Origin of the sequence: Shewanella sp. ULN5 (assembly GCF_030731885.1) — a bacterium.
Classification (GTDB): domain Bacteria; phylum Pseudomonadota; class Gammaproteobacteria; order Enterobacterales; family Shewanellaceae; genus Shewanella; species Shewanella holmiensis.
The window spans coordinates 131686-146700 of the sequence record NZ_JAPJEE010000005.1; the positions used below are offsets into that span (position 1 = coordinate 131686).

The following is a 15015-nucleotide window of genomic DNA, read 5'->3' on the forward strand; positions in this document are numbered from 1 at the left end:
TGAAAATAATACCAGCTAAAACAGACACCCTTTTACCAACCGCATCTAGGCTCATTAGCCCATAAGATACCTTCTAAAGTGTAGCCTGTTGTAAGATGCAATTATTGATATAGCGCATATTATCAACAATTGTTGCATCTATCAGTCGTAGGGGGTAATATCAGACCGACTAATCAGTCGGCTTTTTTTATTGACGTCTAATTGACATTTTTTTGCTGGAGTAACTTATGAATATGACTGTTGAACAATCACAATTGTCACCATTACAACAATTATTGCAGACGCAACGCAGCCACTATTTGTCGCATCCCGCCCCTAGCTATCAATCCAGAGTAGAAAAACTAAAACAACTCAAGCAATTACTTTTACAGTATCAACAGCCAATCGTTGCCGCCTTGATGAAAGACTATGGTCATCGCTCTGAAAACGACACCGTTATTTCAGATATCATGCCGTGTATCAATAATATTAACTACACCCTCAAAAACCTTAAATCATGGATGAAGCCCAGTAAACGTCATGCAGGTTTATTACTTTCACCGTCAAAAGTGTCTGTGCATTATCAACCTTTAGGCGTTGTAGGCATTATCGTTCCATGGAATTTTCCGGTGATGTTATCTATTGGACCATTGATTACCGCAATCGCTGCGGGTAATAGAGCTATGCTCAAAATGTCAGAATTCACCCCACATACCAATCAAGTTCTCAATGATTTATTAGGGCAGGTTTTTGCAGAAAATGAAGTCGCGTTAGTGGAAGGAGAAGCAGATATAGCAGCACAATTTTCTGCTCTGCCTTTTGATCATATTTTATTCACAGGCTCAACCTTAGTCGGCCGCCATGTGATGCGAGCGGCGGCTGAGAACTTAACACCAGTCACCCTTGAGTTAGGTGGTAAATCTCCAGCGATTATTGCACCAGATATGCCAATTGATACCGCCGTTGAGCGATTAATTTTTGGTAAGTGTTTAAATGCCGGTCAAATATGTGTCGCACCCGATTATGTGCTCTGTCCTGAAGATAAAATTGATGAATTAATCAAAGCCTACCAAGCTAGGTTCAATAAAATGTACCCTGATTTTGATAACAACCCTGATTACGGCAATATTATCAATGACCGTCAGTTTGATCGATTAATAAAAGTGATTGACGATGCAAAATCAAAAGGGGCAAGGGTCGTTTCAGCATCAAACAGTGCAACAACTGTCGGCAAACGCAAACTCGCCACCCAATTAATGACTCAGGTCAATCCAGATATGCTTGTTATGCAGGATGAGATTTTTGGGCCTATTTTACCAATTATCGGTTACAAATCGGTTGATGAAGCAATTGGTTATGTTAATCAGCGCGATAGACCATTAGCACTGTATATTTTAAGTTTTGATAGCAGCGCTCAAAATCATATTCTACATCACACCCATTCTGGCGGCGTGTGTATCAATGATACGGTATTTCATGTAGCCGCTGACGACGCGCCATTTGGAGGGATTGGGCCATCGGGTATGGGGCACTATCACGGTAAAGAAGGTTTTCTCACCTTCAGCCATGCAAAAACCGTATTAAACAGTGGTAAAATTAATACCGGTATTTTTGTGCATCCTCCCTATGGCACATTTATTCAAAAAGCATTGATGAAGTTCTTTTTACGTTAGGAATAACCCACTGTGACCATCGAACATGCCACAAAAAAACAAACAGATAAAAAAAACGCCATTTTAACATCGGCTTTGGCGTTATTTGTTCGTCAAGGGTTTCATGCCACATCCACAGCCTCTATTGCGAAGGCTGCGGGAGTGGCTACTGGAACCCTATTTCACCACTTCCCTACAAAAGACTGTATCATTAACCATCTTTTTTTAACTATTAAACAAGAGTTTGCCGATACTATCATCAGCAAAAGCCAAGTCAGCGGCAATATCGAATCAGATGCAAACGCCCTATGGCAAAATGCCATTGATTGGGCGATCTCTGAGCCATTAAAGCAAAAGTTTTTTCTGCAGTTTTCATTGTCAGCGGAAATTAATGCTGCCACGCGGCAACAAGCAATGAATGGTATTTTAGGTTTTATCGTGGAGTTAATAGAAGAAGGCCAGCAACAAAATATCATTGCGCACTACCCTGTCGATTTGTTGTTGGGAAATTGCCACGGTCAATATTTAGCCGCTATTCGTTTTTTTACCGACCACCCAGAGTTAGGCAAAGACACGTCCCATCGCCATGCCAGCTTTCAATTATTTTGGAAGGCCATCAAAGCTTAAGCCTGTATAATAGCTTTGATGCATCAGTAACATTTTGTATCCAACCGTTGTTAATTATTAATGCCGTAGAGAGATAGTGATAACATGATGTTTACGACTTGTTCTCTATTTAACCGTAACGTGTTTAAAAGGTTAAATATCAGAAATTTAGTACTAAACACATAGAAGGTTATAAAGTCATTTATGCTTAAATACATACGTAATGTTTTATTATTCTTGATTGCCACCCCAGCATCTATGGCGTTGGCAAAGGCTGAACCAGTGTGTTTAACCTCAAGTGACTGTATTACTCAAGGGGAGTGGGACATCTCTTTGGCCGTGGGTTATGGCAAGAAAACGAATCCATTACAAGATTATGATGACATTCCATTGTATGTGCTGCCGTCAATTGCTTACTACGGTGAACAGTGGTTTTTTGACAATGGTAATTTAGGCTACAGCCTAAAAGAGGCGGAAAGATTTTCTATCAATCTTGTGACCAGTTACAGCGATGATAGAGCGTTTTTCTACGATTGGGATCCAAGTAATCTTTTTTTAAGTGGGGATCGCACCTCCGCAGATGTGAATATCATGCCAATGAGAACCATGTCGCGAGAGATAACCGAGCCACCTAAAGTTTTCGAAGAATTAGAAAGTCGTCACTTTACTTTTTACGGTGGCATTGAGGCATTTTATTATGCGCGCTGGGGCTTTTTAAAGTTTGCTTATGCCCATGATTTACTGAATGTTCACAATGGTGAAACGCTTCACTTTAGCTGGAACTATGGCATAGCCATTGAACAATGGGTGTTTGATGCTGCATTACGAGCTGATTGGAAGAGTGCTGAGGTGATTCAATATTACTATGGCGTTAGAGAAAGTGAAAATAGCTATTGGAGCGAACATTATCGCGCCGATTCAGGCTGGAATACCGGGTTAGAATTAACCACACGCTACATTATTAATGAGCAATGGAACATTTTAATGGCATATCGCTACACAGGGTTGTCAGATGAAATAAAAGATAGCCCATTAGTCAATGAAGATAACAGTCAAAGTTATTTTGTTGGCGCAGCTTATAGGTTTTAACGTTGAAGTATTTCACCCTGCGTGCCGCATATTGCTTTTGGAGCATTTTAATTCTATCGATGAGTGCTTTTGGTATAAAAGCTGAAACACTCGAACAACAGGCGCACCTGAAAGCTACGCCTAATTTGTGTTTAACGGATGATCAATTTAGTTACTGTGAAATAGACCTGTTGTTAACATGGGAAACAGTTAATGACGATCTTGTTTGCATCATATCTGATTATCCAACCATACCGCGTTGGTGCTCGGACGATCCAAGCGAAAAATCTGTCAACTTAACAATAAAAACCGATAAAGATATTCAATTTATACTCGTAAGAAAGGACAACAACCTCACCCTTGCTGGCGTAAAGTTGAAAATAAATAAAGCCTCGACACAACAAGTACGCAGGCGCTATCGGAACCCTTGGAGTTTATTTTAATGACCACGCCACAATTTACACATAGAGTTCTATTGGTTGAAGACGACATCAGGTTAGCCAATCTCATTGTTGATTATTTAAAATCCCACGACATGCACGTTGAAGTTGAACGCCGTGGCGATACCGTATTAACCCGTCTAATCAGCTATAAGCCTGATATTATCTTACTAGACATTATGTTACCCGGTCTTGATGGCTTAAGTCTTTGCGAGAAACTACCTGACTATTTCTCTGGCCCTATTTTGTTAATGAGCGCACTAGGCAGTAATGAAGACCAAATTAAAGGTCTTGAATTAGGCGCTGATGACTATATCGTTAAGCCTGTCGATCCTGCTTTATTAGTCGCTAGAATGAACAACCTACTGCGTCGTCAAGCTCAGCCAAACAAACCAGAATCACATTGTCTCAACTTTGGGAAACTCAGCATCGATCCTCACACCCAAGCTATTCGCTTAGGCAATACTGAAGTCGATCTCACCAGTCACGAATTTGAATTGTTATGGTTGCTGGCTTCTCAAGCGGGTCAAATACTCAGCCGCCAATATATTTATCAATACCTCTTAAACATCGACTTTGACGGTAAAGATCGTAAAATTGATGTGCGTATTTCACGTCTTCGTAAAAAGCTCGGTGATAGCATTGAAACACCTTTCCGTATAAAAACGGTTTGGGGGCAAGGTTATTTATTCGCGCCTGAAGCGTGGAATAATTAATTTAGTCGTAAAATCAATTGAAACGCCTCTTCATCAGCCTGTATCTCCTATTAAGCTTAAGCTTTTTAGGGATCGGCTGGACATTAGATAGTTTGTGGCAAAACCATGTTGAAGATAGTGGTGACGTCGATGCACCGCTCATCGCGCTGGCATTAATACTATCTAAACATTCCGAAGCAGAACGGCAAATGCTGCTTGATGAAATAAGCAAGCAGCATGCTTTTCCACTTCAACTACTGCAGCGAGATCAAATTGCCTTAAATGGTAACATGCAGCTTTCTCATAATGAGATTCTCACCACTCAAACCGACAAGACCCAATTGCAATTCATCGCTGTGGGTAACCAGGTGCTGATTGCTGGCCCGTTTGACATCGATCCTCGAGATAAATTGCGCGGCATATTTACCATCATCTTTTACTTATCCTTAGCATTAGTTGCATTAGTGTGGGTATGGCCTTTATCTCGAGACTTAAAAGTACTGCGAAGTGCCACAAAAAAGTTTGGTGAAGCACATTGGGATACACGCATTGAGCTGAACAGCCGCTCACAGGTTGCCCCTCTGGCGTTAACATTTAATGATATGGCGCAGCATATTAGCAGCCTAATAGACAACCAAAAGCATCTGACTAACGCAGTGTCACATGAAATTAGAACTCCATTAGCCAGGCTTAAATTTGCGTTGGCATTACTGCCTAAATATTGCTTACCTGACAGTGATATGCAACAACGCACTCACTTTTTAAATGAGATGCAAACTGATATCAAAGAAATGGAAGACTTGCTGCAAGAATTACTCACTTATGCCAGTTTAGAAACCATGCAGATAGAGCCTGTGTTAGAAAACTGTGAATTAATCAATATCAGTAAGCAGCTTATCATTAGGCTTAAAGATTTAAGCGTGCATCACATTGAGTTAACCTTACCTGATCAGACTGATGAAATTTACATAAAGGGTGAAGGTTCGTTGGTTGAGCGCGCGATTCAAAATCTCATTATTAATGCCCAACGTTATGCTAAATCCACAATCATCATTCATCTCAGGCACGACCTAAATAACGTTTATTTAACGGTTAGTAATAATGGTCCTTGTATTCCTTTAGAAGATCAGCCGCATATATTTAAAGCCTTTTATCGTAGTCAATCACAATATCATGGTAATAAAGGGCATGGATTAGGCTTAGCCATTATCAAAAGGATCATGTTGCGCCATCGTGGTAACGTCAGCATAGAGAGCAATGATCAAAAAACGGCGTTTACACTAAGCTGGCCTAAAAACTAATCCAGCTTAAAATCACTGATATCGCCTAACACATCATTATCGTCCGACTCATCAAAGTCCAATTGAGTATTGATACTGGCTTGCAATTGCTGTTGCTGTAATTTTCTTGCATTAAAAATAGCGTATTGGCGACGCCTTTTACGTTGGACACACAAGCGGATCACATCTTGTTTTTGCAGTTCAGAGAAACTCATCCAATTAAAACGTTCATCTCGGCTACGAAAACAGCCCAAGCAATAACCTTTAGGATCTGACTGGCAGATACCGATACAGGGGCTTGGTACTGCAAAAAAACTTAATTGTTCCATAGTTGAGCGTAATTGACTTATTGACGTATAGTTAAGGTTATACTAATAGCAGTAAAATTGTACAATTTTTGGAGAGTCATATTATGTTGCAGTACATTTTTAGTGGAAATTTTTATCGCTGTATTTTTTCGGCTTCAGCATTACTCATGGCTAGCTTGACAATATCTGGTTGCCAAAGCACACCTAAAAATGACTATGATGTTGACTATGATTTTAGCCAACTGAAAAGCTTTACGCTATTAGATGTGGTTAATGCTGAAGATCCACTGACTGTTCAACGTGTGCGTGAAAACATTATTCAAACACTAACCCAGCAAGGTTTTACCCAACAAGCACAACCAAGTGATTTTAACGTTAGCTTTGCCTTTAAAACCGAAGATAAACCCAAAAGTTCAGGTATGTCGATTGGTTTAGGTACTGGAGGTTGGGGCAGTAGCGGCGGCGCCAGCATTGGTACTAGTGTGGGGGTTCCGATAGGAAGCGACACTGCCAAAATACAAACTATTCAAATCGACATAATCGATCCGATTAAAAACCGTTTAATTTGGCGTGGTTCAGATATGTATGACTTCGACATGGGTGGCCAAGATAAAGCAGACAGGACAGCAGAAACCGTGCAGCAAATTCTCAAACAGTTTCCGCCTAAAAAAAATCAATAACCTTCAACTCCTCATCATTATTGGAAGGTTATCATTCAAGGTTTACGTTGAAGATTGAAGGTTAAGTCTAACACTTAACCACTGATATGATTTATCGATGTAAAAACCTAAGCTAGCAATAAAAAACGTCCGCTATTACGGACGTTTTTATTAAGAGCTGGCGAAGCCACCTCGACTCGTGATAGTCAAACGGCCTGACTTTATTCAGCCAATGTAACGAGGGCCTGTTGTTCTTTGCTGGTTGAGTTTTGTTCGAGTTAAAAACGTTTTAATTGAGGCGAATGGATTGATGCCTAGTCATCTAAGCACTCTTTGTTCGCAAAAAATTCATTAAACAAAGAGTAAAACGTTTTTAGCCGAACCCTTCGGGCAGCATTTGTTGATCATTTGTACTGCGTTCTCGACTTCTTATGTAGAATAACTACACCACAAAGTCTCTGCCTTGTACAAATGACCAACTATTCGCTGTAAAAAAACCTATAAAGATCAACAGGCCATAGGGTATTAGTGGCCCTCACCAAATAAGTAATTTAACCAGCCTTGCATTCTAAGTAATACTTTTCGCATGACCGACACATGGCTGAAATGTTCAGTATAAATTGCGGCCTGCCCTGCGACACCTGCGGGTAACGAATTAATTAACTCGTGATCATCAAGATCAATTAATACTAATACCCTGCCTCGTTGAAATAACCGATTTGATGACTGCAAGCTGCCACTAAACTGAAGCTCACCTTCAGCCATAGCGGGTAGTATTTTAGCGACTTTACCCTTGAATACCATACCAGGCACAGCATCAAGAATCATCTCTGCTTCATCACCTTCTTTTAAACGCAGTAATGAGTTCTGCCAAAACGCACCGGCAAAATAACGCTCTGCATCAGGAATGAATGTTAATGCTGGGCGAAGTGGAAGTGGAACGGCCATTGCACCTTCCCTAAGCGCTAATTGAGTCACCACACCGTTTGATGGGGCACGTACAATGGTTTGCTCTAATTCAAACTGCGCTTTGTCAAGTTCAGCCTGTAAGCCGGCAACTTTTGTATTAACGCCATCAATATTTGACTCATACGCCAAACGATTACGAAGCTCTTCAGCTCTTGCACCATCTAATTGCGCTAACGATGCTAAATACACCTGACGACGATTATCTAATTCAAGTTCAGTAAACGGGGAGTTTTTCCCGCCTTTTCTACGACCCTCATCATATCTTCTAAAGGCTGACTCGTTACGCGTCGCATCTGCTTGAGCTTGTTCAAATTTTGCATGTGCTGCCTCATATGCGGCTTTCAATTGTGGTACTTGCTGCTCAGCTTCTTTTAATGCAGCTTGTTTTTGCTTCACAGTAGCGGCATAAGGTGTGGGATCAATTCTAAAAAGAATATCACCTTTCGATACTGGCATATTGGGGACAACATTAACTTCAGTGACAATACCTTTTACCCCTGGGGTAATAGGAATGGAGACAAAGTATTCCCGAGCAAATTTAGTATAAGGATGGTTATAGTTCATCAATAACAACAGGGTACCGATTAACACTATGCCCCCTAATATTGCGGTTGGCACAGTCCATTTAGTCAAAGGGATTTTGAATATTTTAAAAATCGCGATACACAGTGCGCCATAAGTAAGAATGAGTAATAAATCCATTATTTAAGTTCCTCACTATGAGATTTAGTGGCTTCTTCAGCGTTAAACTCAGCTGTATTGGTGTTTTCCACAAGTGCTAATCGCTGCGACAGTTCTGTAACCTGTTGAATAAGCTCTTTAACCTCCCCCTCAAGAATCAACTCTCTTTTACGACTATCGCTAAAGCCCCAGCCCCTATCTTCTCGATACAAGGTGGCCCATATCCATAAAAATGGCCAAATGGCATGTAAAGTGAACAAACTCACCCATCCGGCAATATGCAGTGCATCTTGCTGGGGATGATTGCGCTTTTTAGCTATTTCATACGGGATATCATGAATAGCGATAATGCCGTAAAAGATGAAAATCACGACAAAAAACAATACCCCTAACGCGAAGTAATCTAGAAACATTTTAGCCTCCAAGCCAAATTTAACACTCTACCCACAAATCTTACATAACCCGTTACACTTTACAATGCTTGTTTTATTGCTAGAACAAACAGAACAGGTAAATCTAACGAATCTATATCACAAATAATGTTCAAAAATGGCAAAGTTGCTTATTGAACAGGTAAACTGTTCCGATAATAGAACACTAAGAAAGGTTTATTATGAGTCATTCTTCATTAGAAATTTTAGGTACTCCGAATCGTGCTGATGCCGTGAAAGCCATGTTACTTGGCTGTGGTGAATTAGGTAAAGAAGTTGCCATTGAGCTGCAACGATTTGGTATTGAAGTCATCGGGGTCGATAGGTATCCCAACGCGCCGGCCATGCAAGTCGCCCATCGCTTCCATGTCATTAATATGCTCGATGGCGCGGTATTATCGGCATTAATTGAGTCTGAAAAACCAGATATCGTGATCCCAGAAATTGAAGCGATTGCAACGGATATTCTAGTGTCTCTAGAGGCAAAAGGCTTGAATGTCGTACCTTGTGCGCAAGCAGCAAAGCTCACCATGGACAGAGAAGGCATTCGTCGCCTTGCAGCAGAAACCTTAGGTTTACCCACCTCTGCATACTTTTTCTGCGACAGCTTAGATGAACTCACCATTGCAATTAACGAGATAGGTTTTCCCTGCGTCATAAAACCTGTCATGAGCTCTTCTGGTAAAGGTCAAAGTGTCATTAAGTCGGCTGCAGATATTCACCCCTCATGGGATTATGCTCAACAAGGTGGAAGAGCGGGCCAGGGACGCGTTATTGTTGAAGGTTTTATCGCGTTTGACTATGAAATCACCTTATTAACCATCAATGCCATTGATGGCATTCATTTTTGTGATCCTATTGGTCATAGACAAGAGGATGGCGATTATCGTGAGTCATGGCAGCCTCAGAACATGCCTGATCATGTGCTAGAAAAGGCACAAATAGTCGCGATGAAAGCCGTTAAAGCATTAGGTGGTTTTGGATTATTTGGTGTTGAGTTATTTATTCAAGGCGATGAAGTGTATTTCTCTGAAGTCTCACCCCGCCCTCACGATACCGGACTTGTCACGCTCATCAGCCAAGACTTATCCGAATTTGCTTTACATGTTCGTGCCATTTTAGGGCTACCTATTGGTAAAATAACCCAGTATGGGCCTTCTGCATCTGCCGTTATCCTTGGTGAAGGAAAATCAGACAATATTCGTTTTCAAGGAATGGGTAAAGCACTGGCTCTGCCAGATACTCAACTCAGATTATTTGGAAAACCCGATATTGATGGCCGCAGAAGGTTAGGCGTGGCTTTAGCAAAAGATATCAGCATCGACAATGCGGTCACAAAAGCCAAGAAGGTTGTAGCAGAAATCACCGTAATTCTGTAACGATCAGCGTTTGTTCTCACGTTCAAAATATCAAAGCAAGTACGCCATATTTCATAATATGGCGTCTCTGTATTTTAGTCGCGAGTTGGTGGCGAGTTATTGGCGACGAGGCAAAGCTTTATCGGCAAGATGGTAATGAACCAGCATGAAAAATCGAAATAACGATTTTAATTTAAGCTGCTGATCATGTTGCCCTGCTGCGATGAGCTTTTTTAGAAGGTGCAATCTTAAATAGGCTCGTTCGATTAACTTATCAGCGTGCCAGTGCAGATATTTTTCAAATTCTTTGTAGCCATTAATTGTTGAACTTTTTAATGGTTTAGCATTGATAGTGTAAGACTGCTGCATAAGCTGTTTAAACACGCTATTTTCCAATCCCGCAACAATCACATCGCTGGGCAGGTGCTGCTTAAAGGCGCTTGCCATATAATGAATATTTGATTCAATTTCAAATTGCAGTTGGCGTAAATGGGCATCGGAAGCTTTCTTTAAATTGCGTTCTTTGTCGAATACATCATAGAGTTCTTTGTAAATACTCATGCTAATTCCGGCGATATCCTTAAACCAAGTTAATTGGTGTACCATTTATATACTGAACAACATTGTTCACCGCTATGTTCATTAGATTTTGTCTGGCTTCCGTAGTTGCCCAAGCAATATGCGGGGTAATACTAACATTATCTGCTGACAATAATGGATTATTCGCTTGAGGCGGCTCAGTTGATAACACATCTACACAAGCATAGCCTTGATTTTGATTAAGCCAATTGGCTAGGGCTTGCTCGTCAATCAGGTCACCTCTGGCTGTGTTTATCACCATGGCATTTAAGGGCAGCGCTTTCAAAGTTGTAGCATTGATCATTCGATATGTTGCCTCGGTCAAAGGGCAATGCAAAGATAAAAACTGCGCCTGAGGTAACAACTCATTCAACTCGCACCAGCTTACGCCCTGTGGCAAATGTTTTTTGCGCTGGGGTGTATGAATCAATACTTTCATTCCAAACGCAAGGGCAATTGCAGCCACTTGCTGGGCAATATCACCATATCCAACTAGGCCTAATATTTTACCTTTTAATGACATTAAAGGCTTTAACGTAAAACAAAAGTCTCGCTGCTGAGTCCACCCCCCCTGTTTAACCGCATGATCGTGTAACGCGACATGTTGGCAGTGATGCAAAATATGAGCAAATACCATTTGCGCGACGGCATCTGGGCCATAAGCTGGCACGTTAGTCACCACTATGCCTTGTTGTTTAGCAAAAGCGACGTCGACAACATTGGTACCTGTCGCAAGTACCCCAATATATTTAACTTGGGGCAGCTGCCTGATCACATCAGCAGTTAAGGCAGTTTTGTTAGTTAATACGATGTCACAATCTTGGCATCTGTTAACGACATCTGCCGCCAAGGTATGTTCGTAAACTTGGCACTGCTCTGCTAAATCGCTAAAACCGTTCCAGCTCAAGTCACCAGGGTTTAAGGTATATCCGTCTAAAATGACTATGTTCATGACTATCCTAACGCTTCAAGACTGACTTAAAAGGCAACCGCAACGCCTATATTGGTTTGACCTTGCCACATTAAATCACCTTCAATTTGCCAAACACAACGGGTTTCGTTACAAAACAAACCACCTGTCGAGTTAACAAACGTGGCATAGCCCCGAATATCAGCAAATAAACTGACGTTGTCGGTTAACTCGTACGCCACTCCACCACCAAATCCCATAGAGAAATTAGTTTCACTTGAATATTGTTTATCAGGGCGAAGTTGGGTTAAACCGGCACTAGCAGTGATGTAAGGTTTAAAATGACCATTGGGGAAATATAATGTACCGCCCAAATGAAAATAGTTAACCTCTAAGTCGGTCAATACCTCGGAAGATAATAATCCTTGACGTAAATCAGTATTATGGTGGCTAACCAGTAGGTAAATGTTCCCGGGGTCATTAGTGGTGATGCCCAGCATTAATCCTGCATTTCCGCCCTCGTTCATCTCTAAGTCTGTGGAAGTCTCATCACTGACTAAAACCTCCAAACCATTGCCGCCAAAACTGTAACCGCCAAAAGGCGCAATAAACACATCAGCATGACTAGAAACACTGACGGTTAAGCATCCTGCTATAAGTCCGAATATTATCTTTTTCATCATTGAATCACTCCTGTATTCACCAACAATAAAAATATTGCCTAATGTCTAACGCATGCCCCTTGACGTTTTTATCACCTCATAAGCCGCTTGAATATCTTGCGCCTTATCTTTAGCAATCATCATCATTTCTTCGGGTAAGCCTTTAGCCACCAACTTATCGGGATGGTGTTCATTCATTAACTTACGATATGCCCGCTTGATTTGCTGATCACTTGCAGACTCATCAGAACCCAATACTAAATATGCATCCTTAATAGGCATTTTACTGCCATGGCTAGATTGATGATGTTGAAATTCAGCTTGCCAACGGGATAACAAGTCTTTTAATACACCCGACATCCCTAACTGTTCAGCGATGACAGCTAATACTTGTTGCTCTTTTGCCTGAAGTTCACCATCGGACAATGCGGTTTGAATTTGAATTTCTAAAAACATCTGCAGCAATTCATGTCGACTTTGGGTGACTCTTTTAAAGTCAGCAAGTTGCTTGAATAGATCAAATCCACTTTGACGCCCAGACCGAAACGCTTCTTGAGCCGCTTGGCGTGCTCGGCCTGTGAGCTGCATTTTATCCATGAGTAATGTGGCAACCCGAATATCCGCTTCAGTAACATGACCCGATGCTTTAGCAACATGCCCCATGACCGCAAAAGTGGTATTAAAGAAAATCGCTTGGCGCTCACCCGCATCTTGGATCAAGCTTGATAATCGTTGACGTTTATCATAAAGGTGCCCCAGCCATAGTCCCAACAGACCACCGAACACTTTGCCAAACATAAAACCTATAATAAATCCGAAAACCTTTCCCCAAATTCGCATCGACTTGTCCGTTATATTAAAAAGTGTATTTTAAGTTAGTGACCTTAAGCGGTCATTCAAAGCATCTAATCTGGCTATCGTGCCAACATCGCACCAATATTGCGTTAAACAGTGGCCATATATCTGCTCTTGCGCAATAGATTGTCTTAATAACGGCCCCAATGGCTGTGAACCCTCTGCGAGCCCAGCAAACATTTTGGGATGATAAACGCCCATTCCACTGTAAGTAAATCGAGGCTCACCCTCTAATGCAACCAGCGATAGAGTTTCAAGATCAATATCTTGTGTGCTAGTCACAAGACTAAAATCACCTTGAGGGTGATGCGCCGGATTATCAACAAACCAAATATAAGCATCGGCTTGCTGCTGATTCAACACCAAGAGAGCCTGGGTGATATCAGGTAATTCATCAATAAAAATATCACCATTTAGCAATAGAAAAGGCTCTGTTCCCAATAAAGAAAGCGCTTGTTTAATTCCGCCTGCGGTTTCTAATGCCTCAGCTTCTGCGCTATATTGAATCGATAATCCCCAACGTTCACCATTGCCTAATGTTTCAGGCAACAGATGTCCGAGCCAAGCGTGATTGATCACCACCTGCTTAATCCCGATGGCGGCTAGCTTTTCCAAATGATATTCAATTAGTGGTTTACCATTAACGGCAACTAAAGGTTTGGGTAAGGTATCGGTTAATGGTCTTAAACGCTCGCCTCTTCCTGCCGCTAAAATCATAGCCTTCATTGAGTTAACTCCTTAGAAAGACGATTTCTCTGTTGCACCAAAGGCAATACAACCTTTTCAACCCACTCACCTAAAGGTGTTAAGTTTTGGTATCGTTTAGCAATATCAATGACATATTGTAGTGTTAGCGGAATATCGGCCATGTAGCCTGGCTTGCCATCTCGTAGCTTTAATCTTGCAAAAATTCCGGCGGCTTTAAGATGACGCTGCAAGCCCATCAAATCAAACCATTGTAGATACTGCGCAAAACTTATATCGGCTGTCATTAATTGATGCTTAATCGCCAATGCATAATGATATTTGATTAATGGATTAATTAAATTTTCAGGCCATCTGATATAACAATCTCGCAAAAGTGATACCGCATCATAAGTAACCGGCCCAATAACCGCATCTTGAAAATCAATCACTGCAAGGCGAACTTGTTGTGGATCATCATGATTAATCAGCAAATTTCGACTGTGAAAATCTCTATGCATCCCCACTTTAGGTTGTTGTTCCACATTATCGACAAGAAGCTGAAAACAGGTTGTTAGCATAGTGGTTTCTGCTGCGGTCATTTCATATTGAAGGTGTTCGCCAATGAGCCACTGAGTGAAAATAGCTAACTCCCGCTCGACAAAGGCCGAGTCATATTCGGGTAAAAGTGATTGCTGCCCCGTCACATTAGTAATGGTAGTTACTTGACTGATGGGAACGAGTAGGTCTAGAGCTTGTTGATAATAATTGCTGACATTGGCTGGCGTAATGACCGACAGTAATTGTGCTTGACCAACATCCGTTTGCAAAACAAAACCATGCTCATTGCAAACATGAATAATTTGCGGCACCAATAGCCCAGCTTGTTGGTAAGCCTTTGCTACCGACACAAAAGGGGCTACAGGCACTAAAGAAATGGGAGAATCTGCGACAATATAATCGACTTTATTAACTGTTAACCTAAAGTAACGTCTAAAACTGGCATCTCCACAAATCAGCGATATGCACACTTCTTGACCAAAGTATTGGGCTAGCCAAGACACTAATAAATTGAATCTTAAATCTGTTTCACTCATCTCAATGGCTCTTCATCAAAAATTGCTTTATTATAGCCAGCATAACATTTGGAAACAGCTAAAGAATGGATTGTTTTGCATATACTTAACTAGCTGCATTTC

General features: G+C 41.2%; 17 protein-coding genes. 8 read left to right on the top strand and 9 right to left on the bottom strand.

All coding sequences use genetic code 11. The features are described 5' to 3' along the window. Nucleotides 1-227: 227 nt before the first annotated feature. The 6 genes from ORI98_RS06920 to ORI98_RS06945 all read left to right on the top strand — a co-directional run bounded on the left by ORI98_RS06920 (nucleotide 228) and on the right by ORI98_RS06945 (nucleotide 5741). Nucleotides 228-1652, top strand: coding sequence for a coniferyl aldehyde dehydrogenase (locus ORI98_RS06920; RefSeq protein ID WP_306134737.1), 1425 nt, complete (start codon nucleotides 228-230; stop codon nucleotides 1650-1652). Nucleotides 1653-1664: 12 nt separating this feature from the next. Further along, nucleotides 1665-2258 carry a TetR/AcrR family transcriptional regulator gene (locus tag ORI98_RS06925; RefSeq protein WP_306134738.1) on the top strand — a complete coding sequence of 198 codons (594 nt, stop codon included), beginning with the start codon at nucleotides 1665-1667 and terminating at the stop codon, nucleotides 2256-2258. A 183-nt stretch (nucleotides 2259-2441) separates the two neighbouring features. Continuing rightward, on the top strand, nucleotides 2442-3326 hold the full coding sequence (locus tag ORI98_RS06930; RefSeq protein WP_261297349.1) for a MipA/OmpV family protein: 885 nt from the start codon (nucleotides 2442-2444) through the stop codon (nucleotides 3324-3326). A 2-nt stretch (nucleotides 3327-3328) separates the two neighbouring features. Next, entirely contained in the window at nucleotides 3329-3748 is a 420-nt protein-coding gene (locus tag ORI98_RS06935) for a DUF3019 domain-containing protein (protein ID WP_261297350.1), read from the top strand. Next, complete coding sequence (locus ORI98_RS06940; RefSeq protein WP_188840543.1) at nucleotides 3748-4461, top strand: winged helix-turn-helix domain-containing protein; 714 nt, start codon at nucleotides 3748-3750, stop codon at nucleotides 4459-4461. The genes ORI98_RS06935 and ORI98_RS06940 overlap by 1 nt, the downstream gene beginning before the upstream one ends. Nucleotides 4462-4478: 17 nt before the next feature. Continuing rightward, nucleotides 4479-5741, top strand: coding sequence for an ATP-binding protein (locus ORI98_RS06945; protein ID WP_306134739.1), 1263 nt, complete (start codon nucleotides 4479-4481; stop codon nucleotides 5739-5741). Here ORI98_RS06945 and ORI98_RS06950 read toward each other — a convergent pair. Beyond that, nucleotides 5738-6049 (bottom strand): DUF1289 domain-containing protein, encoded by a 312-nt coding sequence (locus ORI98_RS06950; protein ID WP_261297352.1) that lies wholly within the window; start codon nucleotides 6047-6049, stop codon nucleotides 5738-5740. The two genes, ORI98_RS06945 and ORI98_RS06950, sit on opposite strands and share 4 nt — an antisense overlap. An 83-nt stretch (nucleotides 6050-6132) precedes the next feature. Between ORI98_RS06950 and ORI98_RS06955 the strand changes: the two genes are divergently transcribed. Beyond that, complete coding sequence (locus ORI98_RS06955; RefSeq protein ID WP_306134740.1) at nucleotides 6133-6708, top strand: DUF4136 domain-containing protein; 576 nt, start codon at nucleotides 6133-6135, stop codon at nucleotides 6706-6708. 504 nt (nucleotides 6709-7212) lie between these two features. Here ORI98_RS06955 and ORI98_RS06960 read toward each other — a convergent pair. Continuing rightward, on the bottom strand, nucleotides 7213-8358 hold the full coding sequence (locus ORI98_RS06960) for an HlyD family secretion protein (protein WP_306134741.1): 1146 nt from the start codon (nucleotides 8356-8358) through the stop codon (nucleotides 7213-7215). Continuing rightward, nucleotides 8358-8750 (bottom strand): DUF3302 domain-containing protein, encoded by a 393-nt coding sequence (locus tag ORI98_RS06965; RefSeq protein ID WP_261297355.1) that lies wholly within the window; start codon nucleotides 8748-8750, stop codon nucleotides 8358-8360. The genes ORI98_RS06960 and ORI98_RS06965 overlap by 1 nt, the downstream gene beginning before the upstream one ends. 221 nt (nucleotides 8751-8971) lie before the next feature. On the opposite strand from ORI98_RS06965, the gene purT reads away from it, so the two are divergent. Beyond that, nucleotides 8972-10147, top strand: coding sequence for a formate-dependent phosphoribosylglycinamide formyltransferase (gene purT, locus ORI98_RS06970; RefSeq protein ID WP_306134798.1), 1176 nt, complete (start codon nucleotides 8972-8974; stop codon nucleotides 10145-10147). 96 nt (nucleotides 10148-10243) lie between these two features. Here the strand turns inward: purT and ORI98_RS06975 are convergent, their stop codons facing one another. Genes ORI98_RS06975 through ORI98_RS07000 form a run of 6 tightly spaced genes read right to left on the bottom strand, consistent with a single transcriptional unit; the run spans nucleotide 10244 to nucleotide 14913 of the window. Further along, nucleotides 10244-10687: a hypothetical protein gene (locus tag ORI98_RS06975; protein ID WP_306134742.1), complete on the bottom strand. Its 444-nt coding sequence runs from the start codon at nucleotides 10685-10687 to the stop codon at nucleotides 10244-10246. Between the two features lie 19 nt (nucleotides 10688-10706). Beyond that, on the bottom strand, nucleotides 10707-11657 hold the full coding sequence (locus ORI98_RS06980; RefSeq protein WP_306134743.1) for a D-2-hydroxyacid dehydrogenase: 951 nt from the start codon (nucleotides 11655-11657) through the stop codon (nucleotides 10707-10709). Between the two features lie 26 nt (nucleotides 11658-11683). Next, entirely contained in the window at nucleotides 11684-12298 is a 615-nt protein-coding gene (locus tag ORI98_RS06985) for an outer membrane beta-barrel protein (protein ID WP_306134744.1), read from the bottom strand. A 45-nt stretch (nucleotides 12299-12343) separates the two neighbouring features. Next, entirely contained in the window at nucleotides 12344-13117 is a 774-nt protein-coding gene (gene djlA, locus ORI98_RS06990; protein ID WP_306134745.1) for a co-chaperone DjlA, read from the bottom strand. 30 nt (nucleotides 13118-13147) lie between these two features. After that, nucleotides 13148-13858: an N-acetylmuramate alpha-1-phosphate uridylyltransferase MurU gene (murU, locus tag ORI98_RS06995; RefSeq protein ID WP_261297360.1), complete on the bottom strand. Its 711-nt coding sequence runs from the start codon at nucleotides 13856-13858 to the stop codon at nucleotides 13148-13150. Continuing rightward, complete coding sequence (locus tag ORI98_RS07000; RefSeq protein WP_306134746.1) at nucleotides 13855-14913, bottom strand: aminoglycoside phosphotransferase family protein; 1059 nt, start codon at nucleotides 14911-14913, stop codon at nucleotides 13855-13857. The genes murU and ORI98_RS07000 overlap by 4 nt, the downstream gene beginning before the upstream one ends. Nucleotides 14914-15015: the final 102 nt, after the last annotated feature.